Source organism: Candidatus Schneideria nysicola (assembly GCF_019923565.1).
GTDB lineage: Bacteria > Pseudomonadota > Gammaproteobacteria > Enterobacterales > Enterobacteriaceae > Schneideria > Schneideria nysicola.
In genome coordinates, this window is record NZ_CP074435.1 from 267,140 (window position 1) to 283,221 (window position 16,082).

Below are 16,082 nucleotides of genomic sequence, written 5' to 3' on the forward strand. Positions count from 1 at the left end.
TAAAAGGAATTACTATGGCATATACTACTTTTTCTCAGAAAAATAATAATCAATTAATAGAACCAATGTTTTTTGGTCAATCAGTAAATATTGCTCGTTTTGATCAACAAAAACATAATATCTTTGAAAAACTTATTGAAAAACAACTATCTTTTTTTTGGCGTCCCGAAGAGATTGATGTTTCTCGAGATCGTATCGATTATCAGTTACTACCAGATCATGAAAAACATATTTTTATTAGCAATCTCAAATATCAAACACTACTCGATTCTATACAAGGACGTAGTCCTAATATTGCATTTCTACCTTTAATCTCAATTCCAGAGTTAGAAACATGGGTAGAAACTTGGGCATTTTCTGAAACTATCCATTCTCGTTCTTATACTCATATAATACGCAATATTGTGAATGATCCATCTATAGTTTTTGATGATATTATAAATACGCATGAAATTTTGGAACGTGCTAAAGATATTTCCCATTATTATGATGATTTAATTCAAAAAACTAGTTATTATCATTTATTCGGAAAAGGGGTGCATCAAATTAATGGAAAAAAAATAATAAATAATTTATATGAATTGAAAAAAAAACTTTATTTATGTTTAATGAGTGTTAATGCATTAGAAGCAATTCGATTTTATGTGAGTTTTGCTTGTTCTTTTGCCTTTGCTGAACGTGAACTAATGGAAGGTAATGCTAAAATTATTAAATTAATTGCAAGAGATGAAGCCTTACATTTAACTGGAACACAACATATGATTAATCTTATGCGTCTAGGAAAAGACGATCCTGAAATGGTTAAAGTTGCTAAAGAATGTGAGCAAGAAAGCTATCAACTTTTTCTTATAGCAGCACAACAAGAAAAAAATTGGGCCAATTATTTATTTAAAAATGGTTCAATGATTGGTTTAAATAATAATATATTGTGCCAATATATTGAATATATTACTAATATTCGTATGCAGTCCATTGGTCTGAAATTACCATTTGAAAATCATTCCAATCCTATTCCATGGATTAATTCATGGCTAATATCTGATCATGTACAAGTAGCCCCCCAAGAAGCTGAAGTTACTTCTTATTTAGTTGGACAAATTGATTCTGATATGAATAGTGATGATTTAAGTGATTTTACTCTATAATGAAAATAATATATAAAAAGAGATTAATCTTATACGAGAATAGATATATTTTATATAATAGAAATTATAATTCATTATTAAGTATATTAGAAGCAAATAATCTAAAAATAGATTTTCATTGTCGTTCTGGTTATTGTGGTATATGTAGGCTTAAATTAATCAAAGGAACTGTTAAGTATCACAATGAACCTTTAGCTTTTTTACAAAAGAACGAAATTCTTCCGTGTTCTTGTTTACCCATTAATAATATTCAATTAGATCGAGAAGAATTATCTAATTTCATTGATTGACAATTTTTATTGTCATGAAAATAAAAATCTTTGTAGAGTTGCTCTATTAATAGAGAATCGCTATTATTATTTAATAAATTTAGAAAAATAGATAGCATTGATATATAATATTTTAATGTCTATTGAATAATTATTATATGAAAGAAAAAAAGAGTATTTCCACCAATTTACTTTATTTAGTCCAAATGTTACATCTACAAAAAGTTATTGCGTATCCAACAGAATCGGTTTTTGGATTAGGATGTGATCCAGATAGCAAAGTTGCAGTAGAAAAATTACTGCAATTAAAAAAACGATCTTGGAAAAAGGGTCTGATTTTAATCGCCGCGGAATATTCACAATTAGTGAATTATATTGATCAAACTAAAATACAAAGAGAACAACTCGCTTATGTTTTTTCATATTGGCCTGGAGCCATTACATGGTTATTTCCAGCAAAAGCATATACTCCTTATTGGATAACTGGAGGATTCCACTCTATAGCCGTTCGTATAAGTTCTTTTGAACCAGTTCGACAATTATGTTTAGCATTTGGTAAACCATTAATATCCACTAGTGCTAATTTATCTGGACTTTCTCCGGCTCGTACTCAAGAAGATGTAGTATTTTATTTTGGCAAAGATTTACCAATCATGAATAAAAAAATACAGGGTAATCCTTATCCTTCAGAAATTCGAGATGTGCTTACTAAGCGATTAATTCGGAATGGGAACAATAACAATCATTAGATTTATCCAAGGAGTGATCTAAATGGATGATTTTGCTGTATTTGGGAACCCAATTGAACATAGTAAATCTCCAGTTATTCATGCTTTTTTTGCGAAAGAATTAAAAATATCGCATTCTTATTGTCGAATTTTAGCTCCATTAAATAATTTTGAAGATACTATAAAAAATTTTTTTAATCAAGGTGGTTTAGGTGCCAATATTACGGTCCCATTTAAAGAGAGAGCGTTTGATATATGTCATCAATTTACTGATTCCGCTTTATTAACTAGAGTAGTAAATACAATAAAAAAACAAAAAGATGGTTATTTACTTGGAGAGAATACAGATGGTATTGGTTTGATTAACGATTTACAACGTCTTGATTTTTTACATAAGAACAGTAAAATATTACTAATAGGTGCTGGTGGAGCTGCAAAAGGAGTACTACCATTATTAGCAAATTTTTCTAAAAGCATAATAGTTACTAATAGAACATTAATACATGCTGAGAAATTAATTAAATTTTATCAAGAAAGAGGAATAAGTAATATTTATACTGTTTCTCTCAATGAAGTTCATTTGGTAAATAATATTGATTTGATTATCAATGCTACCTCTTGTGGAATTTACGGAAAGATACCAACATTACCCGATTATTTAATTAATAAATCGGTTCGTTGTTATGATATGTTTTATAATACAATATCAGATGTATACAGTGATACACCTTTCTTATCTTGGTGTCGTCAAAGAGGTGCAATATATTGTGCAGATGGATTAGGTATGCTAGTTGCACAAGCAGCATATGCATTTTTACTTTGGCATGGAATCTTACCTCCAATTGATAAATTACTTAATCAATTAAGAACAAAGAAATAATTCTCTTACATGACTAAATCCATAATGTTTTAGTATAGGTAATATACTAATAACCTTATCCGTTAGTGATATACAATATGCAATATTTTTTTGTTTATCTTCTCCATCTTTTTTTTCCGAACAATCAAAATATTTTTCTATGAAAAGGTAAACCTTTTTAGCTAGAGGAATACTAGGATCTAAAAAAAGAGTGTTAGGGAAAATGGATTGAAATTCTTGAAGAAGTAAAGGAAAATGAGTACAACCCATAATAATCGTATCAGGTTTATTATTTATTTTTAACCAAGGAAGGAGTATCTCTTTTATAAAGGGGAGAGGAGTTAATCCACCTCTTAATTTAAATTCAGCTAATTCTACTAGTTTTGAAGATCCTAATAACAAAAAATGATAATCTTTGCTACTATATTTTTTTGTTAATTGAATAATATATCGACGATTTATGGTCGCCTGCGTTGCTATTATTCCAATAATTTTGTTCTTAGTATACTGAGTAGCCGATTTTATATTAGGTATAACTCTCATAATTGGATAAGAGAAGTATGGATGTAGTTTATATTTTATATTGTTAATAGTACTCACAGTATTACAAGCAATAATTAATATATCTATATTATGTAGGCGCTGTATTGCTTGAATAATACTATTTATTCTTTCAATTATAAAGTGATCGGTTTTTTCTCCATAAGGGAAGCCTTCATTATCAAAGACATATAAATAATGGGAATTTTTTATAAATTTATTGACTTGAATATAAGTAGAAAGTCCTCCCATCCCAGAATCCAAAATCATAATAGTAGGTTTTTTCTTTTTTTTTTGAAAAAAAACGGATGTATTCACATTATATCTTTTATTTTTTTAATTATTATGACAATTTAAAATAGCTCTCTTTTATTTTTGCAATAAAAATCAAAAATTCTATCTATTATAGATAGAAACGTATATAACATTTATATAATGAAAAAAAAGAAAGATTAATTCATTGGAATCATATTATGTTTTTTTATGATATTTATCGTTTTTATTTAATAATTCGTACATTACTTATCTATGGATTAGATGATTTTATCCCAAAAGAACAATATACTTTATCTCTACGTTTGGGAAGAAAATTTTTCTTTTGGATCAGAAATAGATTCCAAGATCATCCATTAGGTGAACGTTTAAGATTAGCTTTACAAGAATTAGGTCCGATGTGGATTAAGCTAGGTCAAATGCTTTCTACTCGTCCTGATTTATTTTCTTCTATGGTTATACATCATTTATCTATGTTACAAGATCGTGTGAAACCACTTGATGGCAATATAGCTAAAGAATATATTGAAAGATATATAGGAAAACCACTCACTAATTGGATATATGATTTTCAAACGACTCCTATAGCTTCTGCATCTATTGCTCAAGTACATACAGCTAAATTAAAAAAGAATGGAAAAGAAATAGTAATTAAATTAATTCGTCCTGATATCTTACCACTTATTAAAGCGGATTTAAGTTTACTTTTTAGTTTGGCAAAATTTACATCGTATTTTTTTAAAAAGAGTAGTTTTTTTAATTTAAAAAAAATTGTTGTGGAATATGAAAAAACAATACTAGGTGAACTGAATTTATTACGTGAGACAGCCAATGCTCTAAAATTACGCCGAAATTTTAGAAAAAGTAAAATATTATATATTCCAGAAGTTTATTCAGATTACTGTAGTGAAAATGTAATGGTTATGGAACGTATTTATGGAATTCCTATTAATAATATTCAAAAGTTAAAAAAACAAAGAACCAATATGAAACTTTTAGCAGAAAGAGGAGTACAAATTTTTTTTACTCAAGTTTTTCGTGATAATTTTTTTCATGGAGATATGCATCCGGGTAATATTTTTGTTAGTTTAAATCATCCAGAAGATCCGGTATATATTGGTATTGATTTTGGAATTGTTGGGACTCTGAGTAAAAAAGATAAACGTTATCTTATAGAAAATTTTTCTGCTTTTTTTAAACAAGATTATTATAAAGTAGCCCAGTTACATATAGATTCTGGATGGGTTCCATTAAATACTAATATCATAGATTTTGAATCGGCTATTCGTACCGTCTGTGAACCCATTTTTGATAAACCATTGTCAGAGATTTCTTTTGGACGTATTTTATCTAATCTTTTTCACACAGCTCGTCAATTTAATATGGAAATACAACCACAATTCATCTTACTTCAAAAAACCTTATTGTATGTAGAAGGAATAGGACGTCAACTTTATCCACAATTAGACTTATGGAAAACAGCCAAACCATTTATTGAAAAATGGGGTAAAGATCAGATTAAAATGACCTCCGTTTTACGATTAATAAAGGATAATAGTTCTATTTGGATAGAAAGATTACCGGAATTTCCAGAAATGCTCTTTAGAAATTTAGAGAAGAATACTCTTCTTCAGGAAAGTATTGCTCTATTTCTAATAGAAAATAGAAATAAACATGTTAAAAATAGTCAAGCTTTTTTTTTATTTAGTATTGGTGCAATGTTCTTGCTCTGTGGAATCTTATTCCTTAAAAAAGATTGCTTGGAAGAGAAGCTATACTTTCCTATTATTTTTATAGGAGGAGCTATAGGTAGTTGGATTAGAGGATGGAATAAATTGAAATGATTTATTTCTCTTCTTTTATTAGTCTTTCTCTTCTTTTATTAGTATGTTGCTCACTTTTAATCAGTGGTAAATTGGCTTTTTCCCATCCTAATATCCCTTCTTTTAGAACATATATATTTTGATATCCTGCTATATGAAATTTTCTAATTAAACGACGTATAAGGAATCCATTATTATGAATAAAAATAATAGACTGCTTTTTATCAGAAAATTTCCATTTTTTAGCTTTTATATCATCTAAAGTAATATTAATACTATTAATAATATGTCCTTCTTCATAGTCACATGAATTACGTAAATCGATAATTTTTGCATTGCATTTATTAATGAAATAAATAACTTCATCATTACTTATAAATTTAATTCTATAATAAAAATCGTATAAAAAATGAAAAATTAGAATAACCAATAATATTAACCATGTTATAATAATCAATGGATGTTGTAAAATAAATTGTATTATTGCTTCTATCATTAGATTTAATACTCCTTAAAACTGAAATGAGAACTATTTATCACTATCTTCATAAAGATATTTAATAAATTACTATTAAAAGTAGGACTGATTAGCCAATGAAGAAAAGAGAGTATAATCTTTCTATAGATAAAAAAAAATTACAAATTACTTCTTATTTATTAATGTTTATATTTATTATTTTAATTATTCCTCTTCGTCTCTTTCCCTGTTTTATAGCTGGATTACTTACTCATGAAATTATAATTTTACTTACTCCTTTATTTGAAAAATTAGTAGGAATAGGTCGTGCACGTTGGGTAGTAGTTGGTATAATTACTACTTTTTTTAGTATCATACTCGTCATTGGGATTCTAAATGTAGTAAATTTTCTAACTTCAGATATACTACAGAAAGAAATTGATATTTCTATTGAAACTAGTAGAATTTTAAATAATGTAAAAAATCATATAAAAGACTATTTTCCTTTTTTCCCTAGAAGTGTAGAAGAACTAAAAGATAAAATATTTTTTTTAGTTGAATCAAATTTAGCTATTATTAGAAATATGAGCACTAATTTTTTACATGGTTTAATTACTATATTTGTTGGTTTCATAATGGGAATAATAATATCATTACAGAAAAATGCTGAACAGCAACAAACCTACTTTATTAAACAAATATTAAAACGTTTATATTATCTTTCTCAAGCTTTTCGTAATATTGTATTTGCACAAATTAAAGTTTCTATTATTAATACTATATTAACTTCTATTATGATTCTAATCATATTTCCACTTTGTAATATTTTTCTTCCATTAGGAAAAACATTAATCATTTTTACTTTTATATTTGGGTTACTACCTATTGTAGGAAATTTACTTTCGAATGTTATGATTATTATGTCCTCTTTATCAATTTCATTAACAGTAGGAGGGATAATGCTTATTTATCTTATTTTTATCCATAAACTTGAATATTTTCTCAATGCGGAAATCATTGCAAATCATATCAAAGCTAAATCATGGGAATTATTATTAGCTATGCTAATGTTAGAAGCTATATTTGGGATGGAAGGACTAGTAGCCGCCCCTATTTATTATGCATATTTAAAAATAGAACTACGTGAACTGAATTTAATTTAAAACTGGTATTTACTCTTTTTTAATCAGAAGAGTGCTCTACAGGATAGATTCTTCTTATAAGGAATGGTTGACTTTTCTTATAATAAAGTACTTCTTCTGAATCTGTTAACCAAACAGGAATAATAGATACGGCTCTATTTTGATTAGAGATAAAATTACCATCTTGATCAATCGGTATACAACTAATATTCTTTGGCAAGGATAGTTCTAATTTTAATGGAGGTTGATATTTTAAGTAATAATGATATAGTAAAAGAGCGCCATTTGAACCTGTAAGTTTTCCAGGACCATTATTATCACGACCAATCCATATAATAGCTACATCTTTTCCATCTATTCCTGCAAACCAACTATCGCGTAAATTATTAGTTGTTCCTGTTTTTGCTGCTAAATGATGAAAAGGAAATTTTTCTGATAGAGAACGAGACGTTCCTCTTTCTACTACCTGTTGCATAGCATAAAGAATCAAATAAGAAGCTTCAGATGAAAAAACACGCTTTGCTTGTGGTAAAGAATGATAAATTATCTTACCATTTTCATTAATAACGGAACGTATAGAGGTGACCATAGCGTAATTTCCATGACTCGCAATAGTCTGAAATTCTTGTGCTACTTCTAGTGGACTTAAACAGATAGATCCAAGTAGAATAGATGGAGTTTTTGTACTTAATGCTGTATCTGGAACTCCTAGTTTCTTAAAAGTTGTTATAATCTTATCAATTCCAATTTCTAACCCCAGATTGACTGTTGGTACATTAATAGAATTGACTAATGCATCTATTAGCATTACTTTTCCACGAAATTTTCTATCATAATTTTTTGGACACCAAAATCCACCATGAGGTTGTTTTAGAGAAATAGGTTGATCATTTAACCAAGTATTTAACCTATATTGATTAGGATAGCTGAGTGCAGTTAAATACGTAGCTGGTTTAGCTAAAGAACCAATGGATCTTCTGGCATCCATAGCACGATTAAACCCAGCAAATTGTGGATTGGCTCCACCTACCATAGCACGAATTTCTCCACTAAATTTATCAACTACTACCATAGCCCCTTCAAGATCTTGAATATTTTTTTGAGCTCGTAAATAGGAGACTCCTTTTTCCACTGCTTGTTCTGCGGCATTTTGTGATAATAGATCAAGTGTTGTAAAAATTTTTAGACCTGAAAGATTCATTTTTTCTCCTAATTTCTCTTTCAGTTCCTTTTTAACCATTTGTATAAAAGCAGGTTGTTGTGAGAAAATACTACCTTGTTTTTGTACATGAAGATCACATATTTTTAATTGATTATATAAATCTATATTGATAATGAATTGATCTTTTAATACTTTAAGAACAAAATTTCTTCTTTGTATAGTTAAATCAGGATTACGCCATGGATTATATAAGGAAGCTCCTTTAACCATTGCTACCAACATAGTTTGTTGAATTAAACTTAATTCATTTACTGGTCTACCAAAATAATAAAGACTTGCTAATGGAAATCCTCGAATTTGATCATTACCTATTTGACCCAGATAAACTTCATTTAAATATAATTCCAGAATACGATCTTTAGTATAACGATAGTCAAGTATTAATGCCATATACATTTCATTCAACTTACGCCATAAAGAGCGCTCATTATTTAAAAATATATTTTTTACCAGTTGTTGGGATAAAGTACTCCCCCCTTGTATAGTACGACGAGCAAGAATATTAGCTAGAAAAGCACGTCCTATTGAAGTAAAATTCACTCCGTCATGATGATAAAAATCCCTATCCTCAACAGAAAGAAGAATTCTTATAAGTAAATTAGGAAAAGTATCAATAGGCATAAAAAGACGTTGTTCTCCATTTGGAGAACGTAAAATAGTTACTAATTTAGGGTCAAGAAAAAAAAGACGAAATTTGCGTTGATTATTTTTATTTTGAATAGAAAATAATTTATCGGATTTAAAGAAAATATAAACATGAGCTTCTTTTTCTTTTCTTCCTGGAAGCTCAAAAGATCGACGAAATAATTCAATCCTATCTGGTCTTACTATAAATTCACCAGGAGAAGTAATATGATTGACTAGTCGGTATTGTATACTTTCTAATAGCTTAATGATTTCATCTTGACTATAAGGTAAATCGGGTTCTAAATGAATAATTCTACTATATACTAGTGCAGGTAATTGCCATATTTTTCCATTCATTCTCTTTTTAATTTGTGAATCTAAATATAGACCATAAAATATAGTGAGAATAATAAAGAATGGTATAATAATATAAAAAAAATATATTAAGATGAGAGAGAGTTTATTAAAAAAATTTTTCTTAGATGATCTATAGGATAACATCTATTATTCCTTATACTCAAAATAAAATTACAATATTTCTAAATAGTCACATAAAATTTAGAGTAATCTCTAATAGAGAATTTTATAGAATGATAATTCCTTAAAAAGGCTAAAGTATTTCTAAAATAGAAATTACTTAGGATAAATAGGATTAATTATTTTATATTTTTTTCTAAATGATCGTGTCTGATTAATATAATATTCCGTTAAAATGATATAAAATATCATTAAAAGAATAGTCAGAAATAAATATTCTAATTTTTTTAGAATAATTTTTTCAAAAAAAAGGAATTTTTTATATTGGAAATAAATTTATGTCCTTAATAACTTGTCAAGTTTTTTCTATAGAAAACATAACTAATATAATCTATCGTGTACGATTAATACCATTATCCCCTATTCATTTTCGTGCCGGTCAATATATAATGATTGTAATCAATGAAAAAGATAAAAGACCCTTTTCTTTTGCTTCTCCTCCTTCGGAACATTCCTATGTGGAATTACATATTGGTCCTTCACGTTCTTGTGATTTTACAATAATTAATTATCTTTATAATAATACTTCTATACAAGTTGAAACTCCTCTGGGAGAAGCCTGGTTACGTGATGATAGTAATTGTCCTATTCTTCTAATAGCTGGTGGTATGGGATATTCATATATTCGTTCTATTCTATTAACAGTAATAAAAAATCAACCTCAAAGAAAGGTATTACTATATTGGGGAGGTAAGACTCCATCTCTTCTCTATGAAATAAAAGAATTAAATCGATTAACTCTACAAAATCCTCAAATCACTATCTTTCCTATAGTCGAATATCCAGATAATAGTTGGAAAGGAATGAAAGGTACTGTATTAGAAGCACTTCAAAATAATAAGAGAAGATTAGATAAATATGATATTTATATAGCTGGAAATATTGCTATGGTAAAAGTAATTAGAAATTATCTCACGTTACAATATAATGCACGTATTGATAGAATTTTTAGTGATGCTTTTTCAATATAAAATGAGTAAATAGAAGATATATTATTTATTTATATATATTATGTTTTTTCTTCTATCTTACTAATAGAAAAATACTTGCGTCTCCACGCATAATATGTAAAGCCATGACAGTGGGTTTACGATTTAATGCTTTACGTAATTGTATTAAGTTTTGTATACGTTCTCGATTAAGACCAATAATTATATCTCCTTTTTGTAATCCTATAGTAGAAGCCGGCGAATCTTTTATGATATTATCTACACATACTCCTTTTGTTCCATCTTTTGATTGTCCATTACTTAGTAATGCACCTTCTAATGCGGGAATTAATATTTCTGAAGCTGAAACAATCGAAGCACTATCTTCTAGTATTACAGACACAGAAATAGGTTTACCATTGCGTAGCAAAAGTAATTTCACTACTTTACCCGGTGGAGTAGTACCTATTTTTGCTCTAAGTTCAGCAAAACTACGGATGGGATTATCATCTAAGGAGATAATAATATCACCAGACTTAATTCCCGCTTTATCTGCAGCAGACGATTTGATTACTTCACTAACGAATGCACCTCTTTGTGCATTAATATTTAATGCTTTGGCTATATCTGCTGTTAATTCAGTACCTTTAATTCCAAGTTGACCTCTCTTTACTTCTCCAAATTCAATAAGTTGTTCACTAAGATTTTTTACAATATTACTAGGTATTGCAAATCCTATTCCAATATTTCCACCACCAGGTGTTAAAATTGCAGTATTAATTCCAATTAATTCTCCATTAAGATTAACTAATGCACCTCCCGAATTTCCTCTATTAATTGAGGCATCCGTTTGAATAAAATTCTCTAAACCTTCTAAATTAAGTCCACTTCTACCTAAAGCTGAAATAATACCTGAAGTTGCGGTTTGACCTAAACCAAATGGATTACCTACAGCAATAGCAAAATCACCTACTTTTAACTTATCAGAGTCAGCTATTTTTATTTCTGATAAATTTTTAGATGAAGGTAATTGTAATAATGCTAAATCAGTTTTATCATCACGTCCTATTAATTTAGCGTCAAATTCTCTTCCATCATTTAATTGAACTTTAATTTTATCAGCACCACTAATAACATGATTATTAGTAATTATATATCCTTTTTCGGCATTAATAATTACACCAGAACCTAATCCTTCAAAAGGTCTAGAATAATTTCCTCCATTGGGAATATCAGGAAAAAAGAAGTACCTAAATTCTTTAGGTAAAATAGGTCTCTGTATAGATTGAGTTCCTTCTACATGTACACTCACTACGGCTGGTAATACTTTAGTTAACATAGGAGCCAAACTTGGCATAATTTGTTCGACGGATGTTTCAATCAATTGACGTGAAAAAGCTTTTTCAATCCCTAAGTAATCTAAGGGATTAAAATATATTGATGCTAATAAAGAGTATAAATAATGTATCTTTTTCATTAAAATAAATTAAATATTATCTCGAATTAATAAATGTTTTTTTCATTCCTCATGAAGATGAAATTTTATGAGTGAGATAAATCTGGATTTATCTCTTTTTTAGAACTTTGAGGTTTTATCTCTATTGGAATTTGATCGTTATCTGATTCAGCTTCAGTTAATCGATATTTCCAATTACTTTTATTACTTTTTTGATTTAATAAAAATTTATTAGAACTTTCTAATATATGATGATAAAATTGATTATGAATTTCTGCCATATTATCTAATAACTCTTTTGTAGAGGAAAAATAATTAGATAGTTCTTTTTGATAAAAATCTAATTTAACTTTACTTTTTTCTAATTCATATTGTAATATTTCTTGTTTATGAGATTTACGATTTTTTATTCGCATAATAACTATACCAATTATTATCCCTATTATTAAACTAATAATAATTAGTCCATATTGCCAATTCATCATAATCTCCTTTTGACATTATCAAATTAATACTTATAATTAATTGATATTTATTCTATTATGCTATTTTATACAACAAAATAGTCTTAAACAAATAAATATATTATAAATTAATAAATAGAATATTTATTCTCAATGAGAAGTTATATAAATCATTGAAATTAAATATCAAATAAAAAAATACAATTTTTAAATACATAATAACTATTTTTTATTACTTAAATTTCTATTATTTCTATATTACTACTTAAGTAATTAATAAATATATAGTAAAATTTTATTGATTGAGAATTTATTCTCAAAAAATGTATAAAATTAATATAGAGTAATTAAACAATGAGAAAAAAAATAAAAAAATCAGAAAAAAATTGGTATATTATTGATGCTAAAGGAAAGATATTAGGTCGTCTTGCCACACAATTAGCATTACGTTTAAAAGGTAAACATAAGCCTGAGTATACTCCTCATATGGATAATGGAGATTATATGATTGTTATTAATGCTGAAAAAATCTCTATTACTGGAAAAAAATATATCAATAAAATCTATTACCATCATACAGGATTTATTGGTGGAATTAAGAGTGTTTCATTTAAAGAAATGCTAGAAAAAAATCCAGAAAAGATAATTTTTAATGCAGTGAAAGGAATGCTTCCAAAAGGTCCACTCGGTCGTGCTATGTGTCGTAAATTAAAAGTATATGTAGGTAATATCCATAAACATATGGCACAAAATCCATCATTTCTTGAAATCTAATCAGAATTAAATTATGGATAATGAATTTATGAATAAACAACAACAATATTATGGTACAGGTCGTCGTAAAACTTCTGTTGCACGAGTTTTTTTAAAAGAAGGGAATGGAGAGATTTTAATTAATCAAAAAAGTTTAAATACATATTGCTCTAGCAAAGGAATTATTGCCCAAATTATTCTTTATCCATTAAATATTACAGATATCATAAATAAAGTAGATTTGTATATTACTGTTCATGGTGGAGGTATTTCTAGTCAAGTTGGAGCCATTCGTCATGCCATTTCACGTGCTTTAATAGAATATAATATAAATTTGCGTATCATATTACGCAAAAATAATTTGGTTACTCGTGATGCTAGAAATGTTGAAAGAAAAAAGGTTGGGTTACGTAAATCACGTAAACGTCCTCAATTCTCTAAACGTTAATTTCAGAATAATTTTAATATTGGAATTATTCTTTATTTTGTAATATCTAAATAATTAAAAGCAACATTGACACATTTTATTCCTGATACGTTACTAACTATTTGTACTAATTGATTACCTTCAGATTCTGTAACTAGACCAAGTAAAAATACCTCACCATCTTCTGTAATAGTTTTTATACTTGTTGATAAATGAATTTTTTTTATTAATATAATAGAAGTAATCTTTAAAGTTATCCAAGAATCTTTAATAAATTGTCCAATAGTAATTGGTTCATTTAAACGAATTTCATTATATATTTTAACATCACTGTAATTATTAAAAATAAGATTTTGAGCACGTTTTATTAATTCATAATTAGGAGATTGTCCAGTTAAAAGTACTTGACCTTGATATACTGTACTAACAATACGTGTAGTTTTATTCAATTTTTTATCTCTAAATAAAATACCCAAAATTCTATTTTCTAAAATTTTATCATCTATTTGTTTACTAATAAAACGTGGATCTATTATTGTTCTAGTAGTAATTGTAGTAGTAATAATTTCTTTATGTGTACATCCCAGTAATAATGTTACTACAATAAAATTTATTAATAATAATAAATAATATTTCATGTAATTTTTACAAATTTAAAAATTTCAATCTAAATTAGATGAACAAATTTATATGAAATACTTTTTATACTAAAAGAAGTATTTTATCATAAAAAATAAAAATAGATTGCTTTTTTTATAAAAAAGTTATTACTATAAAGAATTATTAAATTTTACTTGAAAAATATTTAAAAATTCGTAGATAATCAACATTGCGCAATAATTTCTTTTGATAAAAGGAGATACATATTTTATGATGCGTATTGTGTTATTTCTTCTTACAAACTTAGCCGTAATGGTAGTTTTTGGTATTATACTTAGTTTAACTGGTATAAAATCTTCTAGTGCTACTGGTTTAATAATTATGGCTGGATTATTTGGATTTGGAGGTGCATTTATATCACTCTTAATGTCCAAACGTATGGCATTATATGCAGTGGATGGACAAATCATTGAGAATCCTCAGAATGAAACAGAAAGATGGTTAATTAATCTTATATATAATCAATCTCAGAGAGTAGGAATATCCAATCCACAAGTTGCTATTTATCATACATCAGATATGAATGCATTTGCTACTGGTAGTCATCGTAATTCATCTCTCATTGCAATTAGTACTGGACTACTTAATAATATGAATAGAAATGAAATAGAAGCAGTAATTGCTCATGAGATTAGTCATATATCTAATGGTGATATGGTCACTATGACTCTAATACAAGGTGTAGTAAACACATTCGTTATATTTATTTCTCGTATTTTAGCACAATTAGTATCAAGTTTTATCTCGAATAATAGAGAAGAAAATAATGAATTAAATAATAATGGTAATCCATTCGTTTATTTTGCTCTCTCTACATTTTTAGAACTAATTTTTGGTATATTAGCTAGTATTATAACATTATGGTTTTCTCGTCATAGAGAATTTTATGCAGATGCAGGTTCGTCTAAATTAGTGGGTCGTAATAAAATGATTGCAGCTCTTCAACGTTTAAAAAACAGTTGTGAACCAACTGAATCTAAAAGCGTTAGAGCATTTTGTATTAATGGAAATAGTAATACCAATAAAATTAAAGAATTATTTATGTCACATCCTTCTATAGAAAAAAGAATTGAAGCTTTACGAAATGGAATATATTTACGTTAATTATTATTGATTGGTCTGTCCCCTTCGTCTAGTGGATTAGGACACTGCCCTTTCACGGCAGCAACAGGGGTTCAAATCCCCTAGGGGACGTTTTTTTTGGTGCGGTAGTTCAGATGGATAGAATACTGGCCTGTCACGCCGGGGGTCGCGGGTTCGAGTCCCGTCCGCACCGCCATATTATTAGGGTATTAGGGGTGTAGTTCAATAGGTAGAGCACCGGTCTCCAAAACCGGTTGTTGGGAGTTCGAGTCTCTCCACCCCTGCCCTATAAAAAAATTTATAATAAAAATTTTTTGGAAAAATTATGTTAACTCTTTTAGTGAAAATTAGAAATAAGGTTGGAAAAAGTGCCAGTCGTAGAAATCGTAGAAATAATAAATGTCCTGCTATTATTTATGGAAAAGATAATAATTCTACTTTACCAATTATTTTAGATAATGAATCTATATTAATAATTAATAAAAATTTAATTTTACTAGAAAAAAGTAAGAATCTATATTCTAAAAATAAAATCTTATTAAAGATAGAAAATAAGGAATCAGTACAAACTATAATACAAGCAATTCAATACCATCCTTTTAAATCCCAAATAATACATGTTGACTTTATGCGAATTTAGTAGAAAATTATTCTGTGATTTCCTATCCTTTATTATTCCTTTCTAAAA

General features: G+C 27.6%; 17 protein-coding genes and 3 tRNA genes. 14 read left to right on the forward strand and 6 right to left on the reverse strand.

Features of this window, described 5'->3' with window-relative positions; all coding sequences use genetic code 11:
- Positions 1-14: 14 nt before the first annotated feature.
- The 4 genes from nrdB (at position 15) to aroE (ending at position 3,022) form a co-directional block, all read left to right on the forward strand.
- Positions 15-1,145, forward strand: coding sequence for a class Ia ribonucleoside-diphosphate reductase subunit beta (gene nrdB, locus KEC37_RS01325; RefSeq protein ID WP_223139304.1), 1,131 nt, complete (start codon positions 15-17; stop codon positions 1,143-1,145).
- Positions 1,145-1,435, forward strand: coding sequence for a class I ribonucleotide reductase maintenance protein YfaE (gene yfaE / locus KEC37_RS01330; RefSeq protein ID WP_223139766.1), 291 nt, complete (start codon positions 1,145-1,147; stop codon positions 1,433-1,435). The genes nrdB and yfaE overlap by 1 nt, the downstream gene beginning before the upstream one ends.
- A gap of 137 nt (positions 1,436-1,572) precedes the next feature.
- Complete coding sequence (gene tsaC / locus KEC37_RS01335; protein WP_223138858.1) at positions 1,573-2,163, forward strand: L-threonylcarbamoyladenylate synthase type 1 TsaC; 591 nt, start codon at positions 1,573-1,575, stop codon at positions 2,161-2,163.
- 22 nt (positions 2,164-2,185) lie between these two features.
- The gene (gene aroE, locus KEC37_RS01340; protein WP_223139767.1) at positions 2,186-3,022 is read left to right on the forward strand and encodes a shikimate dehydrogenase; all 837 of its coding nucleotides are present in this window, start codon (positions 2,186-2,188) and stop codon (positions 3,020-3,022) included.
- Here the strand turns inward: aroE and murI are convergent.
- A complete protein-coding gene (murI, locus tag KEC37_RS01345; protein ID WP_223139768.1) occupies positions 3,005-3,859 on the reverse strand; it encodes a glutamate racemase in 855 nt (284 codons plus the stop codon). The two genes, aroE and murI, sit on opposite strands and share 18 nt — an antisense overlap.
- Positions 3,860-4,014: 155 nt before the next feature.
- Here murI and ubiB point away from each other — a divergent pair, with 155 nt between their 5' ends.
- Positions 4,015-5,658 (forward strand): ubiquinone biosynthesis regulatory protein kinase UbiB, encoded by a 1,644-nt coding sequence (ubiB, locus tag KEC37_RS01350; RefSeq protein WP_223139769.1) that lies wholly within the window; start codon positions 4,015-4,017, stop codon positions 5,656-5,658.
- A 1-nt stretch (position 5,659) separates the two neighbouring features.
- Here ubiB and KEC37_RS01355 read toward each other — a convergent pair whose 3' ends face one another.
- Positions 5,660-6,133 (reverse strand): rhodanese-like domain-containing protein, encoded by a 474-nt coding sequence (locus tag KEC37_RS01355; protein ID WP_223139770.1) that lies wholly within the window; start codon positions 6,131-6,133, stop codon positions 5,660-5,662.
- Between the two features lie 98 nt (positions 6,134-6,231).
- Here KEC37_RS01355 and KEC37_RS01360 point away from each other — a divergent pair, with 98 nt between their 5' ends.
- The gene (locus KEC37_RS01360) at positions 6,232-7,257 is read left to right on the forward strand and encodes an AI-2E family transporter (RefSeq protein WP_223139771.1); all 1,026 of its coding nucleotides are present in this window, start codon (positions 6,232-6,234) and stop codon (positions 7,255-7,257) included.
- A gap of 19 nt (positions 7,258-7,276) precedes the next feature.
- On the opposite strand, the gene mrcB is transcribed toward KEC37_RS01360, so the two are convergent.
- On the reverse strand, positions 7,277-9,586 hold the full coding sequence (gene mrcB / locus KEC37_RS01365) for a bifunctional glycosyl transferase/transpeptidase (RefSeq protein ID WP_223139772.1): 2,310 nt from the start codon (positions 9,584-9,586) through the stop codon (positions 7,277-7,279).
- Positions 9,587-9,900: 314 nt separating this feature from the next.
- On the opposite strand from mrcB, the gene fre reads away from it, so the two are divergent.
- Positions 9,901-10,593 carry an NAD(P)H-flavin reductase gene (gene fre / locus KEC37_RS01370; protein WP_223139773.1) on the forward strand — a complete coding sequence of 231 codons (693 nt, stop codon included), beginning with the start codon at positions 9,901-9,903 and terminating at the stop codon, positions 10,591-10,593.
- Positions 10,594-10,645: 52 nt separating this feature from the next.
- On the opposite strand, the gene KEC37_RS01375 is transcribed toward fre, so the two are convergent.
- Both KEC37_RS01375 and KEC37_RS01380 read right to left on the reverse strand, forming a co-directional pair.
- Positions 10,646-12,028 (reverse strand): Do family serine endopeptidase, encoded by a 1,383-nt coding sequence (locus KEC37_RS01375; RefSeq protein WP_223139774.1) that lies wholly within the window; start codon positions 12,026-12,028, stop codon positions 10,646-10,648.
- Between the two features lie 65 nt (positions 12,029-12,093).
- Positions 12,094-12,489, reverse strand: a complete 396-nt coding sequence (locus KEC37_RS01380) for a ZapG family protein (RefSeq protein ID WP_223138867.1) — start codon at positions 12,487-12,489, stop codon at positions 12,094-12,096.
- Between the two features lie 336 nt (positions 12,490-12,825).
- Between KEC37_RS01380 and rplM the strand changes: the two genes are divergently transcribed.
- Positions 12,826-13,245 carry a 50S ribosomal protein L13 gene (gene rplM / locus KEC37_RS01385; protein ID WP_223139775.1) on the forward strand — a complete coding sequence of 140 codons (420 nt, stop codon included), beginning with the start codon at positions 12,826-12,828 and terminating at the stop codon, positions 13,243-13,245.
- A gap of 28 nt (positions 13,246-13,273) precedes the next feature.
- Positions 13,274-13,672: a 30S ribosomal protein S9 gene (gene rpsI / locus KEC37_RS01390; protein WP_223139776.1), complete on the forward strand. Its 399-nt coding sequence runs from the start codon at positions 13,274-13,276 to the stop codon at positions 13,670-13,672.
- A 32-nt stretch (positions 13,673-13,704) separates the two neighbouring features.
- Here rpsI and KEC37_RS01395 read toward each other — a convergent pair whose 3' ends face one another.
- The gene (locus tag KEC37_RS01395; RefSeq protein ID WP_223139777.1) at positions 13,705-14,289 is read right to left on the reverse strand and encodes a BON domain-containing protein; all 585 of its coding nucleotides are present in this window, start codon (positions 14,287-14,289) and stop codon (positions 13,705-13,707) included.
- A 232-nt stretch (positions 14,290-14,521) separates the two neighbouring features.
- On the opposite strand from KEC37_RS01395, the gene htpX reads away from it, so the two are divergent.
- The 5 genes from htpX to rplY all read left to right on the forward strand — a co-directional run bounded on the left by htpX (position 14,522) and on the right by rplY (position 16,034).
- Entirely contained in the window at positions 14,522-15,415 is an 894-nt protein-coding gene (htpX, locus tag KEC37_RS01400) for a protease HtpX (RefSeq protein ID WP_223139778.1), read from the forward strand.
- Positions 15,416-15,432: 17 nt separating this feature from the next.
- A tRNA-Glu gene (locus KEC37_RS01405) sits at positions 15,433-15,505 on the forward strand.
- Between the two features lie 8 nt (positions 15,506-15,513).
- A tRNA-Asp gene (locus KEC37_RS01410) sits at positions 15,514-15,590 on the forward strand.
- A 15-nt stretch (positions 15,591-15,605) separates the two neighbouring features.
- Positions 15,606-15,678: transfer RNA gene (locus KEC37_RS01415), tRNA-Trp, on the forward strand.
- Positions 15,679-15,719: 41 nt separating this feature from the next.
- Positions 15,720-16,034: a 50S ribosomal protein L25 gene (gene rplY, locus KEC37_RS01420; RefSeq protein WP_223139779.1), complete on the forward strand. Its 315-nt coding sequence runs from the start codon at positions 15,720-15,722 to the stop codon at positions 16,032-16,034.
- The last annotated feature ends 48 nt before the right edge of the window (positions 16,035-16,082 follow it).